This window comes from Variovorax sp. GW821-FHT09B05, assembly GCF_059418265.1.
Window position 1 is genome coordinate 27,027 of the sequence record NZ_JBWKPN010000005.1, and the last position, 20,897, is coordinate 47,923.

Annotated in this window: 22 protein-coding genes; 6 read left to right on the forward strand and 16 right to left on the reverse strand. The window is 70.2% G+C overall.

Going from position 1 to position 20,897, the window contains the following annotated elements; translation table 11 throughout:
• Position 1 precedes the first annotated feature (1 nt).
• A complete protein-coding gene (locus AC07RM_RS14445; RefSeq protein ID WP_495334995.1) occupies positions 2-2,197 on the forward strand; it encodes a xanthine dehydrogenase family protein molybdopterin-binding subunit in 2,196 nt (731 codons plus the stop codon).
• A gap of 9 nt (positions 2,198-2,206) precedes the next feature.
• Here the strand turns inward: AC07RM_RS14445 and AC07RM_RS14450 are convergent, their stop codons facing one another.
• Together AC07RM_RS14450 and AC07RM_RS14455 are read right to left on the reverse strand one after the other, a co-directional pair.
• Positions 2,207-3,022: a thioesterase family protein gene (locus AC07RM_RS14450; protein WP_495334996.1), complete on the reverse strand. Its 816-nt coding sequence runs from the start codon at positions 3,020-3,022 to the stop codon at positions 2,207-2,209.
• Positions 3,015-4,010, reverse strand: coding sequence for a Rieske 2Fe-2S domain-containing protein (locus tag AC07RM_RS14455; RefSeq protein WP_495334997.1), 996 nt, complete (start codon positions 4,008-4,010; stop codon positions 3,015-3,017). Before AC07RM_RS14455 ends, AC07RM_RS14450 begins: the two co-directional genes overlap by 8 nt.
• Before the next feature lie 172 nt (positions 4,011-4,182).
• Here AC07RM_RS14455 and AC07RM_RS14460 point away from each other — a divergent pair, with 172 nt between their 5' ends.
• The 3 genes from AC07RM_RS14460 (at position 4,183) to mgrA (ending at position 7,633) form a co-directional block, all read left to right on the forward strand.
• Positions 4,183-4,830 (forward strand): TetR/AcrR family transcriptional regulator, encoded by a 648-nt coding sequence (locus AC07RM_RS14460; RefSeq protein ID WP_495334998.1) that lies wholly within the window; start codon positions 4,183-4,185, stop codon positions 4,828-4,830.
• Positions 4,827-6,482, forward strand: a complete 1,656-nt coding sequence (locus AC07RM_RS14465; protein ID WP_495334999.1) for an acyl-CoA dehydrogenase family protein — start codon at positions 4,827-4,829, stop codon at positions 6,480-6,482. The genes AC07RM_RS14460 and AC07RM_RS14465 overlap by 4 nt, the downstream gene beginning before the upstream one ends.
• A gap of 110 nt (positions 6,483-6,592) precedes the next feature.
• Positions 6,593-7,633: an L-glyceraldehyde 3-phosphate reductase gene (gene mgrA, locus AC07RM_RS14470; protein WP_495335000.1), complete on the forward strand. Its 1,041-nt coding sequence runs from the start codon at positions 6,593-6,595 to the stop codon at positions 7,631-7,633.
• Positions 7,634-7,651: 18 nt separating this feature from the next.
• Here mgrA and AC07RM_RS14475 read toward each other — a convergent pair whose 3' ends face one another.
• Positions 7,652-7,858, reverse strand: a complete 207-nt coding sequence (locus tag AC07RM_RS14475; protein ID WP_093341942.1) for a dodecin — start codon at positions 7,856-7,858, stop codon at positions 7,652-7,654.
• Positions 7,859-8,029: 171 nt separating this feature from the next.
• Between AC07RM_RS14475 and AC07RM_RS14480 the strand changes: the two genes are divergently transcribed.
• On the forward strand, positions 8,030-8,230 hold the full coding sequence (locus tag AC07RM_RS14480; protein WP_296782597.1) for a hypothetical protein: 201 nt from the start codon (positions 8,030-8,032) through the stop codon (positions 8,228-8,230).
• Between the two features lie 17 nt (positions 8,231-8,247).
• Here the strand turns inward: AC07RM_RS14480 and AC07RM_RS14485 are convergent, their stop codons facing one another.
• The 13 genes from AC07RM_RS14485 to mltG form a co-directional block, all read right to left on the reverse strand.
• On the reverse strand, positions 8,248-9,423 hold the full coding sequence (locus tag AC07RM_RS14485; RefSeq protein WP_495335001.1) for a c-type cytochrome: 1,176 nt from the start codon (positions 9,421-9,423) through the stop codon (positions 8,248-8,250).
• A 25-nt stretch (positions 9,424-9,448) separates the two neighbouring features.
• A complete protein-coding gene (locus AC07RM_RS14490; protein ID WP_495335002.1) occupies positions 9,449-10,255 on the reverse strand; it encodes an ABC transporter ATP-binding protein in 807 nt (268 codons plus the stop codon).
• Positions 10,249-11,361, reverse strand: coding sequence for an ABC transporter permease (locus AC07RM_RS14495; protein ID WP_495335003.1), 1,113 nt, complete (start codon positions 11,359-11,361; stop codon positions 10,249-10,251). Before AC07RM_RS14495 ends, AC07RM_RS14490 begins: the two co-directional genes overlap by 7 nt.
• Positions 11,362-11,533: 172 nt before the next feature.
• A complete protein-coding gene (locus tag AC07RM_RS14500; RefSeq protein ID WP_495335004.1) occupies positions 11,534-12,826 on the reverse strand; it encodes an acyl-CoA dehydrogenase family protein in 1,293 nt (430 codons plus the stop codon).
• Positions 12,827-12,897: 71 nt separating this feature from the next.
• Positions 12,898-13,491, reverse strand: a complete 594-nt coding sequence (locus AC07RM_RS14505; protein WP_495335005.1) for a phosphatase PAP2 family protein — start codon at positions 13,489-13,491, stop codon at positions 12,898-12,900.
• A 179-nt stretch (positions 13,492-13,670) separates the two neighbouring features.
• Complete coding sequence (locus tag AC07RM_RS14510; RefSeq protein WP_093341951.1) at positions 13,671-14,120, reverse strand: hypothetical protein; 450 nt, start codon at positions 14,118-14,120, stop codon at positions 13,671-13,673.
• A gap of 577 nt (positions 14,121-14,697) precedes the next feature.
• A complete protein-coding gene (locus AC07RM_RS14515; RefSeq protein WP_495335006.1) occupies positions 14,698-14,913 on the reverse strand; it encodes a hypothetical protein in 216 nt (71 codons plus the stop codon).
• A 160-nt stretch (positions 14,914-15,073) separates the two neighbouring features.
• Positions 15,074-15,739 carry an ankyrin repeat domain-containing protein gene (locus tag AC07RM_RS14520; RefSeq protein WP_495335236.1) on the reverse strand — a complete coding sequence of 222 codons (666 nt, stop codon included), beginning with the start codon at positions 15,737-15,739 and terminating at the stop codon, positions 15,074-15,076.
• Entirely contained in the window at positions 15,739-16,545 is an 807-nt protein-coding gene (locus AC07RM_RS14525) for a TatD family hydrolase (RefSeq protein WP_490878980.1), read from the reverse strand. Before AC07RM_RS14525 ends, AC07RM_RS14520 begins: the two co-directional genes overlap by 1 nt.
• 73 nt (positions 16,546-16,618) lie before the next feature.
• On the reverse strand, positions 16,619-17,041 hold the full coding sequence (locus tag AC07RM_RS14530) for a PilZ domain-containing protein (RefSeq protein WP_256222426.1): 423 nt from the start codon (positions 17,039-17,041) through the stop codon (positions 16,619-16,621).
• Positions 17,038-18,051 carry a DNA polymerase III delta subunit-related protein gene (locus AC07RM_RS14535; RefSeq protein ID WP_296795452.1) on the reverse strand — a complete coding sequence of 338 codons (1,014 nt, stop codon included), beginning with the start codon at positions 18,049-18,051 and terminating at the stop codon, positions 17,038-17,040. The genes AC07RM_RS14530 and AC07RM_RS14535 overlap by 4 nt, the downstream gene beginning before the upstream one ends.
• Positions 18,048-18,710, reverse strand: coding sequence for a dTMP kinase (gene tmk, locus AC07RM_RS14540; RefSeq protein WP_495335007.1), 663 nt, complete (start codon positions 18,708-18,710; stop codon positions 18,048-18,050). Before tmk ends, AC07RM_RS14535 begins: the two co-directional genes overlap by 4 nt.
• Positions 18,707-19,729 (reverse strand): endolytic transglycosylase MltG, encoded by a 1,023-nt coding sequence (gene mltG / locus AC07RM_RS14545; protein ID WP_093341959.1) that lies wholly within the window; start codon positions 19,727-19,729, stop codon positions 18,707-18,709. Before mltG ends, tmk begins: the two co-directional genes overlap by 4 nt.
• A gap of 158 nt (positions 19,730-19,887) precedes the next feature.
• Between mltG and ygfZ the strand changes: the two genes are divergently transcribed.
• Positions 19,888-20,820: a CAF17-like 4Fe-4S cluster assembly/insertion protein YgfZ gene (ygfZ, locus tag AC07RM_RS14550; protein ID WP_495335008.1), complete on the forward strand. Its 933-nt coding sequence runs from the start codon at positions 19,888-19,890 to the stop codon at positions 20,818-20,820.
• Positions 20,821-20,897 lie beyond the last annotated feature (77 nt).

A 20,897-nucleotide genomic window follows, 5' to 3' on the forward strand; every position in this document is an offset into this window, starting at 1 on the left:
GATGCTGATCGATCGACTGACGGAACACGCGCCGGTGGATTCGCCCGCGCTGTCGCGCCGCGGCTTCCTGAGCATCGGCGCCGCGCTCGGCGGCGGCCTGCTGATCGGCGTGGGCCTGGGCGCCGTGCCCGATGCGGCAGAGGCCGCAGGAGCCTCGGCGGGAACCCCGCCCTGGACACCCAATGCCTTCGTGAAGATCGCACCCGATGGCCGCGTGACCGTGACCATGGGCTACATCGAGATGGGGCAGGGCACCTACACCAGCGTGCCGATGCTGATCGCCGAGGAGCTGGAGGTCGACATGGCCGCGGTGCGCGTCGAGCATGCGCCGCCCGACGACAAGCTCTATGGCAACCCCCTGCTGGGCTTCCAGGTGACCGGCGGCTCGACCACCATCCGCGCCGCCTACGAGCCGCTGCGGCGTGCCGGCGCCACCGCGCGCACGGTGCTCGTGCAGGCCGCGGCGCAGCGCTGGAAGGTGTCGCCCGACAGCTGCAAGGCGGCCCGCGGCGAGGTCGTGCACGCGGCCAGCGGCCGGCGCCTGAAGTACGGCGCGCTGGTCGCCGATGCCGCGAAGCTGCCGCTGCCCGAGAAGGTGGCGCTCAAGGCACCGGCCGATTTCCGGCTGATCGGCACGCCCGCGAAGCGGCTCGACTCGCCGGCCAAGGTCGACGGCAGCGCGCTCTACGGCATCGATGCCAAGGTGCCGGGCATGAAGGTCGCCACGCTCGCGCAGTCGCCGGTGTTCGGCGGCCGCCTGCGCAGCGTGGACGACAGCAAGGCGAAGGCCGTGCGCGGCGTGCGCCAGATCGTGCGGCTCGACGACTGCGTGGCGGTGGTGGCCGACCACATGGGCGCGGCGAAGAAGGGCCTGGCGGCGCTCGCGATCGAATGGGACGGCGGCGCCAACGCGGGCGTCGATTCGGCGGCGATCGTCGAATCGATGAAGCAGGCCTCGCTGCAGACCGGCGCGGTGGCGCGCAACGAGGGCGACAACGCGGCGGCGATGACCGGCGCGGCGCAGCGCCTCGAGGCCGTGTACGAGGTGCCGTTCCTGGTCCATGCGGCGATGGAGCCGCTGAACTGCACGGTGCATGTGCGGCCCGACGGCTGCGAGGTGTGGGTCGGCACGCAGGTGATCACGCGCGCGCGTGCCGCGGCGGCAGCCGCATCGGGCCTGCCGGTGGAGAAGGTCACGGTGCACAACCACCTGCTGGGCGGCGGTTTCGGCCGCCGGCTCGAGGTCGACAGCATCACGCGCGCGGTGCAGATCGCGAAGCAGGTCGACGGCCCGGTCAAGGTGGTGTGGACGCGCGAGGAGGACACGCAGCACGACATGTACCGGCCGTACTTCTACGACCGCGTGAGCGCGGGCCTCGATGCGCAGGGCCTGCCGGTGGCCTGGCGCCATCGCATCACGGGCTCGTCGATCCTCAAGCGCTGGCTGCCGCCGGCCTACAACAACGGCTTCGATCCCGAGACCATCGACGGCGCCGAGAAGCCGCCCTATGCGCTGCCGAACATCCGCATCGAGTACGTGAACCACGAGCCGCCGGTGCCCACCGCGTTCTGGCGCGGCGTGGGACCGACGCACAACGTGTTCGTGGTCGAGAGCTTCATCGACGAACTCGCGCATGCGGCCAAGGCCGATCCGGTGGACTACCGGCGCGCGCTGCTGGGTGCCAACCCGCGCGCCAAGGCCGTGCTCGAGCTCGCGGCGCAGAAGGCCGGCTGGGGCACGCCGCTGCCGCCGCAGCGCGGGCGCGGCGTGTCGCTGCAGTTCGCGTTCGGCACCTTCATGGCGCTGGTGGCCGAGGTCGAGGTGCCGAAGGACGGCGGCGAGCCGGTGGTCAGGCGCGTGGTGTGCGCGCTCGACACCGGCGTGGTCGTCAACCCCGACACGGTGCAGGCCCAGGTGCAGAGCGGCGTGATCTTCGGCATCTCGGGCGCGCTGTGGGGCGAGGCGACGGTGAAGGACGGGCGTATCGAGCAGTCGAACTTCCACGACGTGCGGCCGCTGCGCATCAACGAGACGCCGGCGATCGAGACCCACATCGTGGCCAGCGGCGAAGCGCCCGGCGGCATGGGCGAGCCCGGCACCTCGGGCATCGCGCCCGCGATCACCAACGCGATCTTCGCGGTGACCGGCAAGCGCGTGCGCAAGCTGCCGGTGTCGCGCGGGCTGACGAGCGCCTGAGCTGAAACGCTAGCGCGCGAAGACGAGCAGCGTCTGCGTCGCGAAGCCGAAGCGGCCGCGCTCGTCGTGCAGCTGGCTGAAGGTGCAGCCGCTGCCGTCGGGCGCGACCGTGGTCACGGCATCGAGGCCGATCCAGTCGCCCACCGGCTGCCGCGCGAGCTGCAGCGAGAGGTCGGCGTTGGCGAAGTTGAAGCGCTCGACCGGCAGCACCCAGCTCAGGCCATTGCCGAAGTCGGCCGCGGCGGCGGCGCGCATCGCGGGCGAATTGGCCGCGCCCGCGACCAGCGGCACGCGCAGCCGAAACCAAGCAGCCGCCGGTCCCGGTGCCGCGGCATCGCCGGCCGCCACGCGGCTTTCGGTCGCCGTGTAATAGAACGAGCGCACGTCGGGCAGGCCCGGGATGCGCAGCGGTGCCGTGCAGTCCGATGGTGCCGGCATCGACAGGGCAGGGGCCAGCGGCCTTTGCAGCGCTTCTTCGGGCGGCACCACGGGCTGCGTGCGCACCAGCAGCGCATGCGCCTTCGCCACCGGCTTGCCTTGGGCCAGCAACGAGATCTCCACGCGCGCGGTGGTGCGGCCCGCCTCGGTCGTGACGGCGGACGACAGCAGGTCGACCGGCACCGGCCGGATCAGCTCGACCGTGAGCCGCGCGAGCTGCCAGCCTTCGCCCTCCACGGCCGACTCGGCGATGTGCGCGAGCAGGCCGCAGGGCGCACCGCCATGCTGCGCGCGCGGATCCCAGGGACCGCGCGCGAGCTCGCTGGCGCGCCAGGTGTTCGCGTCCTCGCGCACGAAGACGGCATCGGTGGCGGCGAGCTCATGCATGGGCGGCGATCTCGATGCGGCGCAGGGGCGCGGGGGCCGGGACTTCGTCCTCGGTCTCGAACTGCTCGGCCCAATGGCGGAAGCGCATGATGGGTCCGTCTCCCTCGGCGAGGCTGGGGCGCTTCCAGCGCATCTTGTGCTCCCAGATCGGCACGTCCTGGCTCACCTGGTGGATCGCCTCGTCGATCAGCGCGAGGCTCATGTCGGGCGAGGCGATACCCTGCAGCCGGGCCATCAGGCTGAAGCTCACGGCAACCCGGCCGGCCTCGATCGGCACCACCGAATCGACGAACAGGATCTCGGCCAGGTCGGCGATGCGAAAGCGCACCGTCGCGAAGTAGGGGCCGTACAGCGAGGTCTGCAGGAAGCCCGGCAGCCGGCCGCGCGGCGTGTTGAAGTCGTGCAGGATGTTCACGTGCAGCGCCGGCCCCGCGGGCTCGAAGCGGTCGAGCCGCGCCAGCGTGGCCACGCCGTGCAGGTGGTGGAAGTGCGTGGTGTCGACGATGTTCTCCTGCACCTCCTGCCAGATCGTCGCGACCTCCCAGCGCTGGCGCCGGTAGCGCGACCACTGCGCATCGCCATGCTCGGGCATCGCCGGCACCTCGAAGCTGGGCGCGATGCCGCGCGGATGCCACCACACCATCACCAGCCCGTTGCGCTCGACCAGCGGCCAGGACTTCAGGTGCCGCATCTCTAGGCGCGGATTCGGACTGTAGGGAATGTCGGTGCAGGCGCCGTCGCCTGCGAACTGCCAGCCGTGGAACGGACAGCGCAGCGAGGTGCCGCAGACGCGGCCGCCATGGCCGAGATGGGTGCCGAGGTGCGGGCAGTGCGCATCCATCGCATGGGCCTGGCCCTCCATGTCGCGCCACAGCACGAACTCGCGGCCCATGGCCGTGAGGGGCTGCACCTCGCCCTTGCGAAGGTCTTCGCTGTAGGCAGCCTGGAACCAGCCATGACCGAAAGAGGAGTCGTCGAACCTGCGCATGGAGAAGCTTCCTTGGTGGTTGAACTGGACGCCGTGGCCGCCGGCGGCGTGATCGTTGTGATGCGGCCGAGGCGTCGAAGTATAGGGAGCCGGAGTGCAATTGCAATAAGAAATGAACTGTGATTCAATTCTTCGCGTGACCTACCGACGCACATCGAAAGTCGAAGAGCGCATGACGCTCACGCGCGAGCGCATCGTGCTGGCCGCGCTCGAACTCGTGGCCACCCACGGCTACGGCGGCACCACCATGCCGATGGTCGCGGCCACGGCCGAGGTCTCGACCGGCCTGCTCTACCAGTACTTCCCGTCGAAGACCGACCTGTTCGACGAGGTCTTCCGCCAGGCCTCGCAGCGCGAGATCGACGCCTGCGCCGCCGCGGCCGCCTCCGAGAGCGGCGCCGGCGAGCGGCTGGCCGCGATCATCCGCACCTTCGCGCACCGCGCGCTCAAGCGGCCCAAGCTCGCGTGGGCCTTGCTGGCCGAGCCGGTGGCGCCGCAGATCGACGAGGACCGGCTGCGCTTTCGCGAACCCTATCGCGCGATCTTCGTGACCGTGATCGAGGACGGCATCGACAGCCGCGAGTTCCGCGCGCAGAACGCGCACACCAGCGCCGCGGCGATCGTTGGCGCGCTGGCCGAAGCCATGATCGGCCCGCTCGCGCTCGGCGTGCTGTCCAAGCGCGCGGCGCAGCGCGTGGTGGAAGACATCGTCGCGCTGTGCCTGGCCGCGGTGCTCGACCACACCTCGCGCGCCGCCCCCGCGAAGAAAGGGCAGGGCGCGAATGCGCCCGCTCCGCCTTCGGCAAAGGAGACTCCATGACCGACTTCATCCAGCCCCATCCCGAGCTGTCGAACCGCTTCGCGAGCGACCGCACCCTGCACCACACGCTCGAACGCCTGCTGCCCACCGAGGTCTTCGCCGACGCGAGCCCGCTGTTCCAGCGCATGGGCGAGCGCGCGATGCGGGAGATTCCCGCGCTGGCCGCGACGGCCGAGCACAACGTGCCGCGCCACGAGCCCTTCGATGCCTGGGGCCGGCGCGTCGACCGCATCGAGGTCGATCCGGCCTGGCATCGCCTGGTCGACATCGGCCTCGAGGAGGGCCTGGTCGCGCTGCCCTACGAGAACCCCTATGGCGAATTCACGCGCGTGGTGCAGGCCGGCCTCGTGAACCTGTACGACGGCGCGGGCGCGGTGGCCTCGTGTCCGCTGGTGATGACCGATGGCGCCGCGCGCCTGCTCACGCTGCACGACGAGGCACTGGCCGCGCGCTACAAGCCGAAGCTCACGGCGCGGCAGGGCGGCTGGACCTCGGGCCAGTGGATGACCGAGAAGGAGGGCGGCTCCGATGTCGGCCAGACCTCGACCGTCGCGCGTCCGCGCGGCGACGGCACCTGGTCGCTGCACGGCACCAAGTGGTTCACCTCGGCCACCACCTCGCAGATGGCGCTCGCGCTCGCGCGGCCCGAGGACGCGGTACCGGGCAGCCGCGGGCTGTCGCTGTTCCTGGTCGAGCTGCGCCGCCCCGACGGCAGCTGGAACCACATCGCCGTGCGGCGCCTGAAGGACAAGCTCGGCACGCGTGCCCTGCCGACCGCGGAGCTCGAGCTCGAAGGCACGGTCGCGGTGCCGGTCGGCGGCATCGATCGCGGCGTCGCGAAGATCGGGGACCTGCTCAACGTCGCGCGGCTGTGGGCCTCGTGGGGCGGCCCGGCGGGCGTGGGCCATCTGCTGATGCTGGCGCGCGACTACGCGACCCGCCGCCGCGTATTCGGCCAACTGCTCACCGAGAAGCCGCTGCATGCGCAGTGGATCGCGCGCATCACGGCCGAGTACGAGGCGATGCTCGCGCTCAACTTCGAAACCGCGCTTGCGCTCAATCGCCACGAGCGCGGCACCGGCGCGCCCGGACTGGCGCGCCTGCTGGCGCCGCTGACCAAGCTGGCCTGCGCGCGCCAGAGCATCTGGGCCGCGAGCGAGCTGGTCGAGAGCTTCGGCGGCGCGGGCTATGTGGAGGACACGGGCATCCCGCGCGTGCTGCGCAACCTCCATGTGCATTGCATCTGGGAGGGCACGACCTCGGTGCTCGCGCACGACGTGCTGCGGGCGCTGCGCGCGCCCGAGGCGGGCGAGGCCTTTCTCGCCGACATCGACGGGCGGCTCTCGACGCTCGCGGGCCATGGCACGCGCGCACCCGATGCCATCGTGCATGCGCGGCGCACGCTCGCGGAGCTGATGCTGCGCGCGCAGGAGAGCGACGGCCGGCGCCTGGCCTGGGGCATGGCGCGCACCTACCAATCGGTGCTGCTGCTCGAGGCGGCCGCCTGGCGCCAGGCGCGCAAGGCCGACGGCTCGGGATGGACCGCATTGCGGCTGTTCCTGCAGGACGCGCTGGTGCCGCCGGTGCTGCCCGCATCGGACGAGGAACTCGCGGCGCTGGCCTTCGGGCGCGACACGGCCGTGGCGTCGTAAGGGAGCGGGTCGGCGGCCTGCGCGTCGACGCGATTGCCGCTATCCTCGAACGCGAAGTACCGGCGCCGACATGGCGCCTTTCTCTTTCTCTTCGCGCTCTTCCATCGCCCATGACCTACCTCGCCGCCTCCACGCGCTACGAATCCATGCCCTACCGCAAGGTGGGCCGCAGCGGCCTCGTGCTGCCCGCCATCTCGCTCGGCCTGTGGCACAACTTCGGCGACACCACGCCGATCGCCACCCAGCGCCAGCTGCTGCGCACCGCCTTCGACCTCGGCATCAACCACTTCGACCTGGCCAACAACTACGGTCCGCCCTACGGCAGCGCCGAAATCAATTTCGGCCGCCTGCTGCGCGAGGACTTCAAGCCCTACCGCGACGAACTGATCATCTCGAGCAAGGCCGGCTGGGACATGTGGCCCGGCCCCTATGGGCAGGGCGGCGGTTCGCGCAAATACGTGCTGGCCAGCCTCGACCAGAGCCTGCAGCGCATGGGCCTCGACTACGTCGACATCTTCTATTCGCACCGCTTCGACCCGCACACGCCGCTGGAGGAAACCGCCTCGGCGCTGGCCCAGGCCGTGCAGCAGGGCAAGGCGCTGTACATCGGCATCTCGTCGTACTCGGCCGGCAAGACGCGCGAGATGGCCGCGCTGCTGCGCGAATGGAAGGTGCCGCTGCTGATCCACCAGCCGGCCTACAACCTGTTCAACCGCTGGGTCGAGAAGGACCTGCTCGGCGCCACCGAAGAACTCGGTGCCGGCGTGATCGCCTTCACGCCGCTGGCGCAGGGTCTGCTGACCGACAAGTACCTGCAGGGCGTGCCGGCCGATGCACGCATCAACCGCCCGGGCGGCGGTTCGCTGAAGGCCGAGCACCTGTCGGATGCCAACATCGAGCGTGCGCGCGCGCTGAACGCGATCGCGCAGCGCCGCGGCCAATCGCTGGCCCAGCTCGCGCTGAGCTGGACCCTGCGCGATCCGCGCGTGAGTTCCGCGCTGATCGGCGCGAGCCGGCCCGAGCAGATCGTCGACAACGTGGCCGCGCTCAAGGGTGCACCACTGAGCGCGGAGGAGCTCGCCGAGATCGACCGCCATGCGGTCGAGGGTGGCGTCAACCTCTGGGAAAAACCGTCGACCGACTTCGCCTGAACGAGCCGGCGCTCACGCTCACTCGAGCGTGAAGCCGATCTTCAGCGTGACCTGCCAGTGGGCCACGCGGCCCTCGGCCACATGGCCGCGCGTCTCGACGACGGTGAACCACTGGATGTTGCGCACCGTCTCGTGCGCCTTGGCGATCGCGCCCTGGATCGCATCCTCGATGCTGGTGGTGGACGAGCCGGTGAGCTCGAGGCTCTTGTAGACGTGGTTAGACATGGTCGGTATCTCCTGGTGTGCAGCGATGCGGAGGGAAGAAAGGATGCCGGTCCATCGTACGCCGCGCACCGCGCGGCAAGGCGATCACGGAATGCATCAGGTAACTCGCAATCCGTCTTTGAGTTGCCGCATGCCTTGCGCAGAATCGATGCGTTACCCATCGAGTCCCCCATGCCCTTGCGCACCTACCATTCCGTGGCCGACCAGGCCCAGCTCGTCATCTCGCGCACCGCCACCGCGTGGCGAGTGCCGCCCGCATCGGCCCATGCGATCGCGCGCCGCGCGGCCTATGGCCATGTGCCGCGTCGTGCGCTGCGCCGCCTGCAGGCCATCGCCACGCTGCGGCCCGCGGTGCTGATGCATTCGTGGTGAACGACGGCGCCGCGCCGTCAATGCACGAAGCCACCCTTCACAAAACGCACCGGCTGCGCATCCATGCGCGTAATCAGCGCGCCGAGCCCGTCGGCCGCGGCCACCGGCGTGGCTGCCGTTCCTGAAGCAGCCTCCGCGCGGCACAGCAGGTCGTCGTCGCTCCATGCGCTCTTGCCGGGCTCGCCGCGCGCGCGCAGCCAGCCCGCGCGATCGACCAGCAACTGCGTGCCCTCGAGCTTCTCGGTGGCCGCGATCAGCGAGAAGGCCTCCCACGCCGCGGGCGAATCGGCCACGCAGGCGATGCTCCGGTCGTCCTGTTTCGAAGCAGCCGCGGGCTCGCGCTCGAGCAGCACCGTCACCAGGCGCGGGTCCTCGAGCAGCGTGGCCGCGGCATCGCCACCGGCCACGATCCGCATGCGCTGGCCGCGCCAGCTGCTGAGCATACGCACCGGCTTGCCGTCGCAACGCACCGCCATGTCGGGCGGACTCACGGGCTGGGCCCACACGCCCGCCACGCGCAGGCTTTCGCCGGCGGCCTGGGCCTTCATGTAGTCGATCAGGGCCCAGGCGTCGCTCTCGCTCAAGCGGCCTTGAAAGCCCGGCATCGTCAATGCGCCATGGCGATCGCGCGTGCCGTGCAGCACGCGCCATAGCAAGTCGCCGTCGGCGCGGCGCCAGAGCAGCGGGCCGGTGAGGTTCGGCGGCCACACGGGCTGCGCCGCCGCCAGCGGCCCCTGGCCGCGTCCGTCGCTGCCGTGGCAGGCCACGCAGTTCTGCGCATAGAGCGTGCGGCCACGCGCGATGGCCTCGGCGCTGAAGCCCGCCGCGTGCTGCTGAAAGCTCGTGGGATGCGCGGGCACCAGAACCACGTTGGCATCGGGCCAGGGGGCCAGCACCACGGGCAGCACCGCGGCGCCGAGCAGCCAGATCCGGCGCCGGCGCCACAGCAGGGCCACGAGCAGCACGAGCAGCGACAGTCCCAGCAGCACGACACTGATGCCGAGCCGGCGCGCCTGGCCCAGGTCGATCAGCAGGTTCTCGCCCGACAGCCGCTCGGCCCAGGGCCAGGCGGGCTGTCCGTGCGCATGGGCGACCAGGCCCAGCGCATCGAGCAGCCGCAGCAGTTGCAACTGCAGGGCCTGCAGGCCCTCGATCAGGACATTGAGCCAGGCCGCATCGGGCAGCGCGTTCATCGCGCCCGCGCCTCGAAGGCCGGTCTCACCAGGTCGCGTCCAGGCCCAGGTGGCGCAGCGCCTCGTGGCGCAGTTCGGCCAGGCGCGGATCGCCACGATGGCGCGGGTAGGGCAGGTCCACCACCAGCTCGGCCGCGATGCGCGCCGGCCGGTCGCTCAGCACGATCACGCGGTTGGCCAGGAACAGCGCCTCTTCGACGTCGTGCGTGACCAGCAGGGCCGAGAAGCCATCGCGCTGCCAGAGGTTCACGAGCTCGCTCTGCATCGCGATGCGCGTGAGCGAATCGAGCTTGCCCAGCGGTTCGTCGAGCACCAGCAACTGCGGGTCGTTGACCAGCGCGCGCGCCAACGCCACGCGCTGCGCCATGCCGCCCGACAGTTGATGCGGATAGGCCTTCGCGAATTCGGTGAGACCGACGCGCTGCAGCGCCTCGTCGACCCGGCCGCGCTGCGCGTCGAGCACGCCGCGCGCCTGCAGGCCCAGCGCCACGTTGTCCCAGACGCTGCGCCACGGGAACAGCGTGGGGTCCTGGAACACCACGATGCGCGAGGGATCGGGCTTCTCGATCAGTTCGCCGTTCTGCGTGATGCGGCCGGTGGTCGCGGGCTCGAGGCCGGCCACCAGGCGCAGCAGGGTCGACTTGCCGCAGCCGCTCGGACCGAGCAGCGCGACGAATTCGCCGGGCCGCACCTGCAGGTCGATGTTGTCGAGCACCTGCAGCACGCCCGTGGGCACCTCGAACCAATGGCTCACGCCGTGGATGTCGATCAGCGCGCCGGTGTTGGCGGCGGTGCCTTGCTCGATGATGGGGGAGAGGACGGCTTCTACCATTTGACGGTTCCCTTCTGCCACGACAGCACGCGGTCGCGCACCTTGAACAGCAAGGTGATCAGGCCCGAGCACAGCGCGGCCATCACCAGCAGCGCCGCGTACATGTTGGCGTACGAGGCCCAGCCCTGGGCCCACTGCAGGTACCAGCCGAGGCCGGCTTTCACGCCCATCATCTCGGCCGTGATCAGCACCGAGAACGAGGCGCCCAGGCCCATGAACAGGCCCACGAAGACCTGCGGCAGCGCGGCCGGAATGGCCACGCGCAGCACCAGGAAGCGCTCGGAGGCGCCCAGCGTGCGCGCCACGTCGTAATAGCTCTTGCCGACCGAGGCCACGCCCGACCAGGTCAGCACCGCAACCGGGAAGAAGGTGGCGAGGCCGACCAGGAACACCGCGGCCACGTAGCTCGAGGGCGCGAAGAAGAAGGCCAGCGGCAGCAGCGCCGAGGCCGGAACCGGGCCGAGAAAGCGCAGCAGCGGATGCACCCAGTAGCCAGCGATGCGCGACCAGCCGACCGCCACGCCGGTGACGAAGCCGACCAGCGCGCCGATCACGAAACCGTTGGCCAGCAGGCGCAGCGAGTAGGCGGTGGACAGGCCCAGGCGCTGCCAGTCCTCGTGCAGCACGTCGATCAGGCTCTGCGGCGGCGCGAAGAAGGGGGAGGGCAGCACGGCCAGCTTGGCGGTGGCGATCTCCCACAGCGCGAGCACCAGCGCCGAGGCCACCAGCCATTGGCCGGCGGGACGCAGCGCGCGCGCGACGCGGCCGGCGCGCGGGCCGAGCAGCGCGATGACGAGGAAGACCGCGGCGATCACGAGCGTGGCGTAGCCGAATTCCTCGGTGAAGTTCCAGTCGCTGAAGCCGATCGGCTTGTTGGGCCACAGCAGCGTGAGCAGGCCCAGCGCCAGCCAGGCCGCGGCGGCCAGCACGCCGGTGCGCCAGAGGCCCGGCGGCAGCGCGTGGCGGCGCGCGAGCACGGTGGCGGCATCGGTGGCCACCGGTGCGGGCGGACGCGGCGCGCGCGGCGTCGGGGCCGCTGTGGTGCCGCGGAACTCCGGCGCGTTCAGCACGCCGGACACGTCGAGTGCGTGATCGGCCGAGGTCATGCCTGGGCGCTCCCGGTGGCAGGTTGATCGTCGATGAGGGTCATGGGAATTGCTCCGCCGGAGGATGAAGAAGGGAAGGGCGAGTGTTGGCGCTGCACCCGCCCCGGCCAACGAATGAATGCACGCATGGATATGCGGATTCGTCGGCTGCGGCATGTCGCCGCCGGGGCCTTCAGGACGAGACGTTCGCGCCCACGGCCCAGTAGAAGGTGGGCCGGGCGCCGTTGAGCAGGTGGTCGCCGACCACGCGGCCCTTGTAGATGGTCGGGTTGTGCGAGGCCAGCGTGCGCGCGTTGCGCCAGTGGCGGTCGAGCCGGATGTCCTCCTGCAGCGCCGAGGCACCGCCGACGTCGAACAGCCGCGTGCCGGCCTGCAGCACCGCGTCGACGATGCCGGCCTGCGCCTTGGCGGTCTCGAGTTCGACCTGGAACAGCAACTGATCGGGGATCGCTTCGCCGCGCTGGCGCAGGCGGTCGATCTCGCCGAGCGTGCGCGCCACCGCCTGCACCGTCGAACTCGCGACGAAGGCCGTGCTCGCGAGCTGGCCGACGACCTGTTGCACCAGCGGGTCCTCGCGCGGCGTGCTGCCGCTGCCATGGCTGTAGACACGCTTGCGCGGCTGCACAAAGTCGACCGCGTCGCGCACGATCGCGCGCGCGATGCCGGCCAGGGTGGCGAGGTGCGTGAGCTGGAACTGCGCGGTCAGCGGCGTAGGCTGGTCGCGCACGTAGAGCAGCACGTGCGCCGGATCGACGCGCACGTTGCGAAAGCGCGTGGTGCCCGAGGCGCTCAGGCGCTGGCCGAAACCGCGCCAGTCGTCGACGCGCTCCACGCCCGGCGCTTCCGATGGCACCAGCGCGATCACGCGGTCGCTGCTGCCGTCGTCGTTGTGGCGCTGCGCCGAGACCGCGATCCATTCGGCATAGAGCGTGCCGGTGCTGTAGTACTTGTCGCCCTCGAGGCGCCAGCCGTCGCCGTCGCGGCGCAGCGTGGTCTGCATCTGGCCGAGCGGGCCTTCGCCGAGCTCGGTGGTGGCGTTGCCGAAGATCACGCCGTCGGCCGCGAGCCGCAGCCAGGGGCCGTGCAGCGCGGGATCGATCTCGGCGAACAGGCGCTCGATGAAGCCGAAATGGGCGCGCAGGATCTGCGGCAGGTTGGAGTCGGCCTCGCCGAGCTCGATCAGCAGGTCGAAGAACTGCTCGACCGAGGCGCCGAGCCCGCCTTGAGCGACCGGCACGCGCAGCGCGCCGAAGCCGGCCTGGGCCAGCCAGGCCACGGCGTCGTGGGCCAGCAGGCGTTCGTTCTCGCGCTGCACCGCGCCTTCGGCGATGCGCGCGAAGATCGGGCGGAAGCGGTCGGCGAGCTGGTCGTAGGAGGGCGGTTGCGGTTGCGAGGCGCACGGCGGCACGGCCACGGGCGATGGGGTGCCGGGCGCGGTGCGCGGCGGATGCGTGAGGGATTCCATGGGGCAGCGACTTTGCAGCCGCGCCCTTCGATTGGGAAATGCGCTTTTCGAGTTTTCTTATGCCGCGCGACTCAGGCGCGCGGCCTCGGCATCGTCGGCCAGCGCTTGCCCGCCAGGCCCGGTATGCGGGTGGCGAGTTGCTGTGCCCCGAGTTCCAGCATCCACCAGGCGGCGCCGAGCAGGCCCGCCATGAGCGCGCCGAACATCAGCCCGACCGCGATGTCGAGCGGGAAATGCACGCCCACATGGATGCGCGCCCAGCCCGTAGCAGCCGCCACCGCGAACAGCGCGATGCCCGGTGCGCGCAGCGCCGGCCGCGCGAGGAAGGCGAAGGCCACCATGAACATCACCGAGGCATGCGTGCTCGGCAGCGCGGCGCTGGCGCCGTGCGGGATGTAGGCCGGTACCAGGCCCAGGATGAAGGGCCGCGGCATATTGATGCGCGCGGCGATCTCCTGGCACAGCATGGCGGTGAGCCCGGCGCCCGCGAGGATGAAGAGGACATAGGCCCGATGGCCGGGCCGGCGCCAGGCGGCGGCGCCGATCACGGCCGTGGAGAGCCAGGGACCGCCGAGCGCGAGTCCGACCGCGATCGCCAGCACCCAGGGCGTGGGATGGGTGCCGGCGGCAAGCCACTGCAGCAGGTCGAGATGGAATGCGTTCATGCAGCCTCCCGGAACGAACGGGATGGGGCAAAGACGGTGCGCGGGCAGGCACGAGCGGCGCGGCAAGGACGCGGACGGGCGAAGGACATGGAGGAGGCCTCGTGGGCGAAGTGAAGCGGCCCTGCCGCAGGGGCGTCAGGGAAGCGATGGATGCGGCGCGGGCGCGCCGCCGGAATGGATCAGGCGAAGGACGGCGGTGCCGTGGTCGGCGGCAGCCGCAGCCAGGGGCGGGGCAGGGGAGGCGCCCCACTCCGCGCACCGATGCGCCGCGGCGGTTCGTGGCGCGCACCGGTCAGGCCGGTCGCCACGACGATGGTCAACGGCAGCAGCGCGAGCACGATGCCCATGAAGCCATCGAAGGCCGCGCTCAGGACATTAACCATGACCGTGCAGCAGGACGCCTGCGCGAACATGGTGGTCTCGAGGCTTTTCGCATGGCCGGCGCGCTCGTCGGGTTCGAAACGCACGGTCTCGCCGGCATTGCGCACCTTGAGGCCGGGCTCGTCTTCGAGGCCGTCGCTGTGGAAATGCGCCGAGATGAACGGGTGCAGCAGCACCAGCCAAAGGCCGATCACGCACCCGATGCATCGGTGCGCGTCGATCCATCGGCGAAGCCTGGCCAGCAGCATGCGGCGGATGCTAGGCGGCAAATATGAACAGAATATGAGTACTCGCCGAATTCATGCGGATTCGAGGGCCTCCCGAAAGCCCCGAACTATCGGCGCCGTCCGACACGGACATTCATCACGAAGACTCAGCATCCCGGTGTCCCGAGCGACTCCTCCTCCCTGGCTTGGGGCACCTACCGTGACAGCTGTAGGTTCTTGAGCGCCCGGCCTTGGTGCCGGGCGCCTTTTCTTTTGCGGGGTCGATGGGCTTCGTGGGGACGGGGCAGCGGTGGCCTCTTCAGGTCGCATTTCCGCAATCACGCGTCACAACGGTCTTGCCTCGCTTGGCTGCCATCGGGCCAAACAACAAGATCATTAATTTTACATAATGCACATTGTGCGGATTAACCGGAAAAGCAGAGAGGCGGGGTTTCGTGGGCCATGGCTCCCAGCGCTGCAGGAATGTCAGTCGATGCCGCGAATCCTCAGCCGCTCATGGCAACAACTCGATCCGGGTACTGCAGGCATGTGGCCCCCATGCCCACGACTGCGATCGCAGCTTCTGCATTCGCGGGCACCCGGCCCCGCATGCGAAACCTCAATCCCGCGCGTCCAACCCGCCATCAATCGCCAGGTCCGCTTGCCGGATCTGCCGGCGCCGACGCAGCGCCTCGCTCATGCCGTCACGCACACCGGCCTTGATGACCAGGTACAGCAGCCAGCCCACGAGCGTGCCGGCGATCAGGATCGCTGCGAGCAAAGACATCTGCCATGCCAAGGCGCCGCCGCCGAGCTGCTGGATGGTGACTTGCATGGATGTTCAGGGCGAAAAAAAGGGCTTCATCGAAGCCCTCATTCTGTCCGCGCCTGTTTCCAACAAATACAAACTTCATCAAGCTTTCACTTGATCGGCAGGAAATAAGTCACGAACTACAGCCGCCAGAAACAAAAACTACTACTTTATTAACAATTTACTACCACTTCCCATCCTTCGGAATCGGCTTCGCCGCCGACGTCGCGCCGATCAGCGCCGCGGCTTCCGAACGATTGGCGCGGTTGGCGAAATCGACCGCGGTCATGCCCAGCTGGTTCTTCATCGTGACGTCCGCGCCCTCGGCCAGCAGCAGCTTCACCGCGTCGGTCGAGCCATACATCGCGGCCATCATCAGCGGCGTGGTGCCGTTGGGCGATTGCGCATCGATGAAGGCGAAGTTGTCGAGCAGCTGCTTCATGATCGCCAGGTGCCCGCCGGTGGCCGCATAGTGCAGCGGCGTCCAGCCGGGCTTGTTGATGTCGGCATCGCGCTTGATGAGCTGGGTGACCAGGTCCTGCTGGCCCTTGATGGCCGCGAGCATCAAGGGGCTCTCGTCCTTGGCGTTGCGCAGCTCGACATTGGTCTGCGGCGACTCGAGCAGCACCTGGATGACTTTCGGCGACGGCTCGCGCAACGCGATCAGAAGGCCCGTCTGGCCACGCTCGTCGCGCGTGTTGGGGTCGAAGCCGCGCTGCAGCAGGCTGCGGACACCGCTCGGGTTGTCGGCGCGCACGGCCCGGAAGAAGTCCTCGAACGAACCCGCGTGCGCGGAGAAAACTGCTGCAAAAGCAGACAGATAAACGAGTTTCTTGAAGTTTTTCTTCATCATTGTCGAACCCCCTTGAACAGTGTCTCGAAGTTGTCGCTGGTCGCCTGGGCCACGGCCTCGACCGGCAACTGCCGCAGCTCGGCGATCTGCCGCGCCACGTACGGCACGTAGGCCGGCGTGTTGGTCTTGCCTCGGTACGGCACCGGGGCCAGATACGGGCTGTCGGTCTCGATCAGCATGCGATCGAGCGGCACGAAGGCCGCCACGTCACGCAGATCCTGCGCCTTCTTGAAGGTCAGGATGCCCGAGAAGGATATGTAGAAGCCGAGGTCCAGCGCGGCGCGCGCCACCTCGGCGGTTTCGGTGAAGCAGTGGAACACGCCGCCGGCCGCGCCCGCGGAGCCGTCCTCGCCCTCCTCCTTGAGGATCGCGATGGTGTCGGCCGAAGCCTCGCGCGTGTGGATCACGAGCGGCTTGCCGGTCTGCCGGGCGGCCCGGATGTGTACGCGGAAGCGCTCGCGCTGCCATTCGAGGTCGGCGATGCTGCGGCCGCCCTTGCGTTCTTCCATCTGGTAGTAGTCGAGGCCAGTCTCGCCGATCGCCACAACGCGCGGGCGCGCGGCCAGGCGCACGAGGTCGTCGACGCTGGGCTCGAGGGTGTCCTCGGTGTCCGGATGCACGCCCACGCTGGCCCAGAAGTTGTCGTAGCGCGCGGCCAATGCCTGCACCTCGTCGAACTCCTCGAGCCGGGTGCAGATGCACAGGGCCCGGTCGACCTGGGCGGCGGCCATGGCGGCGCGCACCGTGTCCATCTGGTCGGCGAATTCGGGAAAAGTCAGGTGGCAGTGGGAGTCGGTGAACATCGCCAGGAATCTGAGGAAACGAAGGGAGCCGGAAAACTGGCGAGCGCAAGAGGCGGCCGGGCCGCCCCGGATGTCAGATCGTCTGCGTCGGCCGGTCGGAAGCCATCGAGCCGCCCAGCGCGGCCTCGATGCGGGCCTTGAGCTGGCGCGATTTCTCGTCGGACGGAAAACGGATGCCCACGCCGGGCGCGCGGCTGCCGGCCGCGCGCGCCGGCGTGATCCAGGCGACCTTGCCGGCCACCGGATAGCGCTGCGGGTCTTCGGGCAGGGTCAGCAGCACGTAGACGTCGTCGCCGAGCCGGTATTCGCGCGAGGTCGGAATGAAGATGCCGCCCTCGGAGAACAACGGGATGTAGGCCGCGTAGAGCGCGCCCTTCTCCTTGATGGCGAGCTGGATGACGCTCGGCCGGTGCGGCGTGGCGCCACCCGCAGCGGCGGCGGCTGCTGCGGCAGCGGTCGCTGCGGAATTGGCGGAGGGGGCTGCGGGTTGGTTCATGGGCGGCGAGCGGCTGAGTTGAGGGTGCTGCGCGCTTCGCTCACGAGCGCTTCCAGCATGAGTCCTGCATTGAACGGATGTTCCGCGGTCCGGGCCGACGCGGCCAGCGATTTCGACCAGCGCGCCAGCGCGAGCCGCGATGGCGCGGCCGGCAGGTCGCCGGGTTCGAAGAAGCGCGGCGCGGCGCCATTGCCGACGGCCATCAGGTCGTGGCAAAGCTTCTGCAGCGCGCCGACCGCCTGGGCCGGCGCCTGGTCGGCCAGCGCGCCGACGTCGCCGCGCAGCACGGCCTTGGGCAGCAGCGCCCAGGCCTTGGGCGACTGGCCGGTGCGCGCGAGCCGCAAGGCGTCGCTCGGGCGTCCGCCGGCCGCGCGCAGCAGGGCGGCGGCATCCGCGGCGGGAACATCCTGCGTTGCGAGCCAGGCCTCGGCCTGCTGCGTGTCCGGCCAGGGCAAGGTGAAGCCGAGGCAGCGGCTGCGGATGGTCGGCAGCAGTTGCCAGGCGGCCTCGCTCGCGAGCACGAAACGCACGTCGCCCACCGGCTCCTCGAGCGTCTTGAGCAGCGCATTGGCGGTGATGGTGTTCATGCGCTCGGCCGGATAGACCAGGACCACCTTGCCGCGGCCGCGCGCGCTGGTGCGCTGCGCGAAACCGACCGCGTCGCGCATCGCCTCGACGCGGATCTCGCGGCTGGCCTTGCGCTTCTTGTCGTCGATGTCGGCCTGGGCCTTCTCGTCGAGCGGCCAGCCCAGGTCCAGCATCGCCACCTCGGGCATCAGCACGCAGAGGTCGGCATGGGTACGGACCTCGATGGCATGACAGCTCGGGCAATGGCCGCAGGCGGCGCCCTCCTCCGTCGGCTGCTCGCAAAGCCAGGCCGAGGCCAGCGCGAGCGCCAGGTCGTATTGCCCCAGGCCCGAGGGCCCTTGCAACAGCCAGGCATGGCCGCGCTGGCGCAGCAGCTCGACCAGCGGCTGGCGCAGCCAGGGCGAGAGTTCCGCTGCGCTCATGCGCGCCCCTCCCCGGCCAGGCCGCGCGCCACCAGCGCCGCCTCGACCTGTTGCCAGACCTGGTCGCGGCTCTGGCTCGCATCGATGCGCACGAAGCGCGCCGCATCGGCCGCCGCGCGCTCGGCATAACCCTGCGCAACCTTGCGGAAGAACTCGACCGGCTGGGCCTCGAACTTGTCGGGCACGCGCGCGCCGGCCAGGCGCTGGGCCGCGATCTCGGGTGCGAGGTCGAACCACAGCGTGATGTGCGGCTGCAGCAAGGCCACGTCGGACTGCCCGCCGCGCCCGGCCTGCGCCCAGCGCTCGAGCGTGGACAGCACCTCGGCGTCGAAGCCACGGCCGCCGCCCTGGTAGGCGAAGGTGGCGTCGGTGAAGCGGTCGCACAGCACCACGTCGCCGCGTGCCAGTGCTGGCTCGATCACCTGCACGATGTGGTCGCGCCGCGCGGCGAACACCAGCAGCGATTCGGTCAGCGGGTCCATCGGCTGTTCGAGGATCAGCGTGCGCAGCGTTTCGGCGAGCGGCGTGCCGCCCGGTTCGCGCGTGCGCGTGACCGTGCGGCCCCGGCCCTCGAAGAGCGCCTGCAAGGCATCGAGGTGGCTGGACTTGCCGGCCCCGTCGATGCCCTCGAGCGTGAGAAAGAGTCCGCCAGCGTTCATTGGGCCGCCTTCGTCGCAGGGGTGCCGCCGCCGCGCTGGTAGCGGTTGACGGCACGGTTGTGGTCGTCGAGCGAGCTGCTGAACTGGCTGGTGCCGTCGCCGCGCGAGACGAAATACAGCGACTTGCTCTGCGCCGGCTGCACGGCCGCCAGCAGCGCGGCCTTGCCGGGCATCGAGATCGGCGTGGGCGGCAGGCCGTTGCGCATGTAGGTGTTCCAGGGCGAGTCGGTCTGCAGGTCCTTCTTGCGCAGGTTGCCATCGAAGGCGGTGCCCATGCCGTAGATCACGGTCGGGTCGGTCTGCAGCGGCATGCCGATGCGCAGCCGGTTGTTGAAGACGGCGGCGATCTCGGCCCGGTCGGCTGCCTTGCCGGTCTCCTTCTCGACGATGCTCGCGAGGATCAGCGCCTGCTCGGCCGATTGCAGCGGCAGGTTGCTGCCGCGCGCGGCCCAGGCGGCCTCGAGCTTCTTGTCCATGGCACGCATGGCGCGCTGCAGCAGCGCGATGTCGGTCGAGCCCTTCGAGTAGGTATAGGTGTCGGGGAAGAAGCGCCCTTCGGGGTGCTGGCCGGGCCGGCCGAGCTTTTCCATCAGCGCCTCGTCGCTCAGGCCCACGCTGTCGGGCTTGAGCTGCTCGGCCTTGGCGAGAGCGGCGCGCACCTGGCGGATGTTCCAGCCTTCCACCAGCACCAGGCTGCGCGTGGCCTCCTCGCCGCGCACCAGGATGTTGAGCAGCAGCTTGGGCGTCACGCCGCGGTCGAGCTCGTAGCTTCCGGCGCGCATCTGCCGGTCCTGGCCCGAGATGCGGAACCACAGGTAGAGCAGCTGGGGGTCGACCGCCACGCCGGCGTCGGCCACGGCCTGGGCGATGCCGCGCGGCGTGGTGCCGGGCTCGACCGACAGATCGACGTTGGGCGCCGGCAGCTTGAGCGGCTGGTGCACCCACCAGAGCCCGCCGGCACCGGCGGCCAGCGCGGCCAGGGCAGCGAGCAGGAAGAGCGTGAGGATGAAGCGGCGCACGGATCCGATGGAAGAGCGGAGGAGGATGAGGTGGCGGAACGGGCTGGACGGGGCTTTTCGCGGCAGCGTGGCGGCCGCTCGAGGCGGTGGCCCTGCAAGAAGAAAGGCTGCCGTCGCCGCGGTCCTGACGAATCAGGCCCGGCCATGATAATTCAGCGATGACCACAGTCGTTCTCAATGGCGTTGCGCCCCTCGCCCATCTGGGCGTGATCCGTGCCGAGGGCCCCGATGCCGCGGCCTTCCTGCATGGCCAGCTCACTCAGGATTTCTCCCTGCTCGGCGCCGCCGAGGCCCGCCTGGCGGCGCTGTGCACCGCCAAGGGCCGCGTGATCGCGAGCTTCATCGGCATCCGCCCGCAGCCCGATCTCGTGCTGCTGGTCTGCAGCCGCGACATCCTGGCCGCCACGCTCAAGCGCCTGTCGATGTACGTGCTGCGCGCCAAGGCCAAGCTCAGCGACGCGACCGAGCAGTTCGCGCTGTTAGGCCTCGCGGGCACCGCGCTCGCGGCCAACGGCCTCGACGCCTCGGCCGCGCCCGGCCAGCGCCGTGCGATCGAAGGCATCGAGGGCGGCAGCGCCATCTCGCTCTACCCGGCCGATGGCGTGCCGCGCGCGCTCTGGCTGGCCCCGGCCGGCAGCGCCGCGCCACAGGGCGCCGCGCTCGACGCGGCCCTGTGGTCGTGGAGCGAGGTGCGCAGCGGCATCGTTACGCTCACCACCCCGGTGGTCGAGGCCTTCGTGCCGCAGATGATCAATTACGAATCGGTGGGCGGCGTCAACTTCAAGAAGGGCTGCTACCCCGGCCAGGAAGTGGTGGCGCGCAGCCAGTTCCGCGGCACGCTCAAGCGCCGCACCTACCTCGTGAAGGCCGACGGCGAAGTCGCGGCCGGCCAGGAAGTCTTTGCCGCCAGCGATGCCGAACAGCCCGTGGGCACGGTCGCGCAGGCCGCGCCGGCGCCCGACGGCGGCTGGGCCGCGCTGATCTCGATGCAGATCGCCGCGCTCGAGGCCGGCGGCCTGCATGCGGCCTCGGCCAGCGGCCCGGCGCTCCAGGTGGAACCTTTGCCTTATCCGCTGCTCGAAGATATCTGAGTCTCCGAACAGCACCGGGCGCCGACCACCGGCACCGCGCTGCAGCTTGAAGCCCAATCAGTGAGGCGTTTTGGGCT

What these genes read in the sequence shown, in the direction of transcription:
- AC07RM_RS14445 (WP_495334995.1), top strand. Translation starts at nt 2, where the DNA reads ATGCTGATCGATCGACTGACGGAACACGCGCCGGTGGATTCGCCCGCG.
- AC07RM_RS14450 (WP_495334996.1), bottom strand. Translation starts at nt 3,022, where the DNA reads ATGCATGAGCTCGCCGCCACCGATGCCGTCTTCGTGCGCGAGGACGCG.
- AC07RM_RS14455 (WP_495334997.1), bottom strand. Translation starts at nt 4,010, where the DNA reads ATGCGCAGGTTCGACGACTCCTCTTTCGGTCATGGCTGGTTCCAGGCT.
- AC07RM_RS14460 (WP_495334998.1), top strand. Translation starts at nt 4,183, where the DNA reads ATGACGCTCACGCGCGAGCGCATCGTGCTGGCCGCGCTCGAACTCGTG.
- AC07RM_RS14465 (WP_495334999.1), top strand. Translation starts at nt 4,827, where the DNA reads ATGACCGACTTCATCCAGCCCCATCCCGAGCTGTCGAACCGCTTCGCG.
- mgrA (WP_495335000.1), top strand. Translation starts at nt 6,593, where the DNA reads ATGACCTACCTCGCCGCCTCCACGCGCTACGAATCCATGCCCTACCGC.
- AC07RM_RS14475 (WP_093341942.1), bottom strand. Translation starts at nt 7,858, where the DNA reads ATGTCTAACCACGTCTACAAGAGCCTCGAGCTCACCGGCTCGTCCACC.
- AC07RM_RS14480 (WP_296782597.1), top strand. Translation starts at nt 8,030, where the DNA reads ATGCCCTTGCGCACCTACCATTCCGTGGCCGACCAGGCCCAGCTCGTC.
- AC07RM_RS14485 (WP_495335001.1), bottom strand. Translation starts at nt 9,423, where the DNA reads ATGAACGCGCTGCCCGATGCGGCCTGGCTCAATGTCCTGATCGAGGGC.
- AC07RM_RS14490 (WP_495335002.1), bottom strand. Translation starts at nt 10,255, where the DNA reads ATGGTAGAAGCCGTCCTCTCCCCCATCATCGAGCAAGGCACCGCCGCC.
- AC07RM_RS14495 (WP_495335003.1), bottom strand. Translation starts at nt 11,361, where the DNA reads ATGACCTCGGCCGATCACGCACTCGACGTGTCCGGCGTGCTGAACGCG.
- AC07RM_RS14500 (WP_495335004.1), bottom strand. Translation starts at nt 12,826, where the DNA reads ATGGAATCCCTCACGCATCCGCCGCGCACCGCGCCCGGCACCCCATCG.
- AC07RM_RS14505 (WP_495335005.1), bottom strand. Translation starts at nt 13,491, where the DNA reads ATGAACGCATTCCATCTCGACCTGCTGCAGTGGCTTGCCGCCGGCACC.
- AC07RM_RS14510 (WP_093341951.1), bottom strand. Translation starts at nt 14,120, where the DNA reads ATGCTGCTGGCCAGGCTTCGCCGATGGATCGACGCGCACCGATGCATC.
- AC07RM_RS14515 (WP_495335006.1), bottom strand. Translation starts at nt 14,913, where the DNA reads ATGCAAGTCACCATCCAGCAGCTCGGCGGCGGCGCCTTGGCATGGCAG.
- AC07RM_RS14520 (WP_495335236.1), bottom strand. Translation starts at nt 15,739, where the DNA reads ATGAAGAAAAACTTCAAGAAACTCGTTTATCTGTCTGCTTTTGCAGCA.
- AC07RM_RS14525 (WP_490878980.1), bottom strand. Translation starts at nt 16,545, where the DNA reads ATGTTCACCGACTCCCACTGCCACCTGACTTTTCCCGAATTCGCCGAC.
- AC07RM_RS14530 (WP_256222426.1), bottom strand. Translation starts at nt 17,041, where the DNA reads ATGAACCAACCCGCAGCCCCCTCCGCCAATTCCGCAGCGACCGCTGCC.
- AC07RM_RS14535 (WP_296795452.1), bottom strand. Translation starts at nt 18,051, where the DNA reads ATGAGCGCAGCGGAACTCTCGCCCTGGCTGCGCCAGCCGCTGGTCGAG.
- tmk (WP_495335007.1), bottom strand. Translation starts at nt 18,710, where the DNA reads ATGAACGCTGGCGGACTCTTTCTCACGCTCGAGGGCATCGACGGGGCC.
- ygfZ (WP_495335008.1), top strand. Translation starts at nt 19,888, where the DNA reads ATGACCACAGTCGTTCTCAATGGCGTTGCGCCCCTCGCCCATCTGGGC.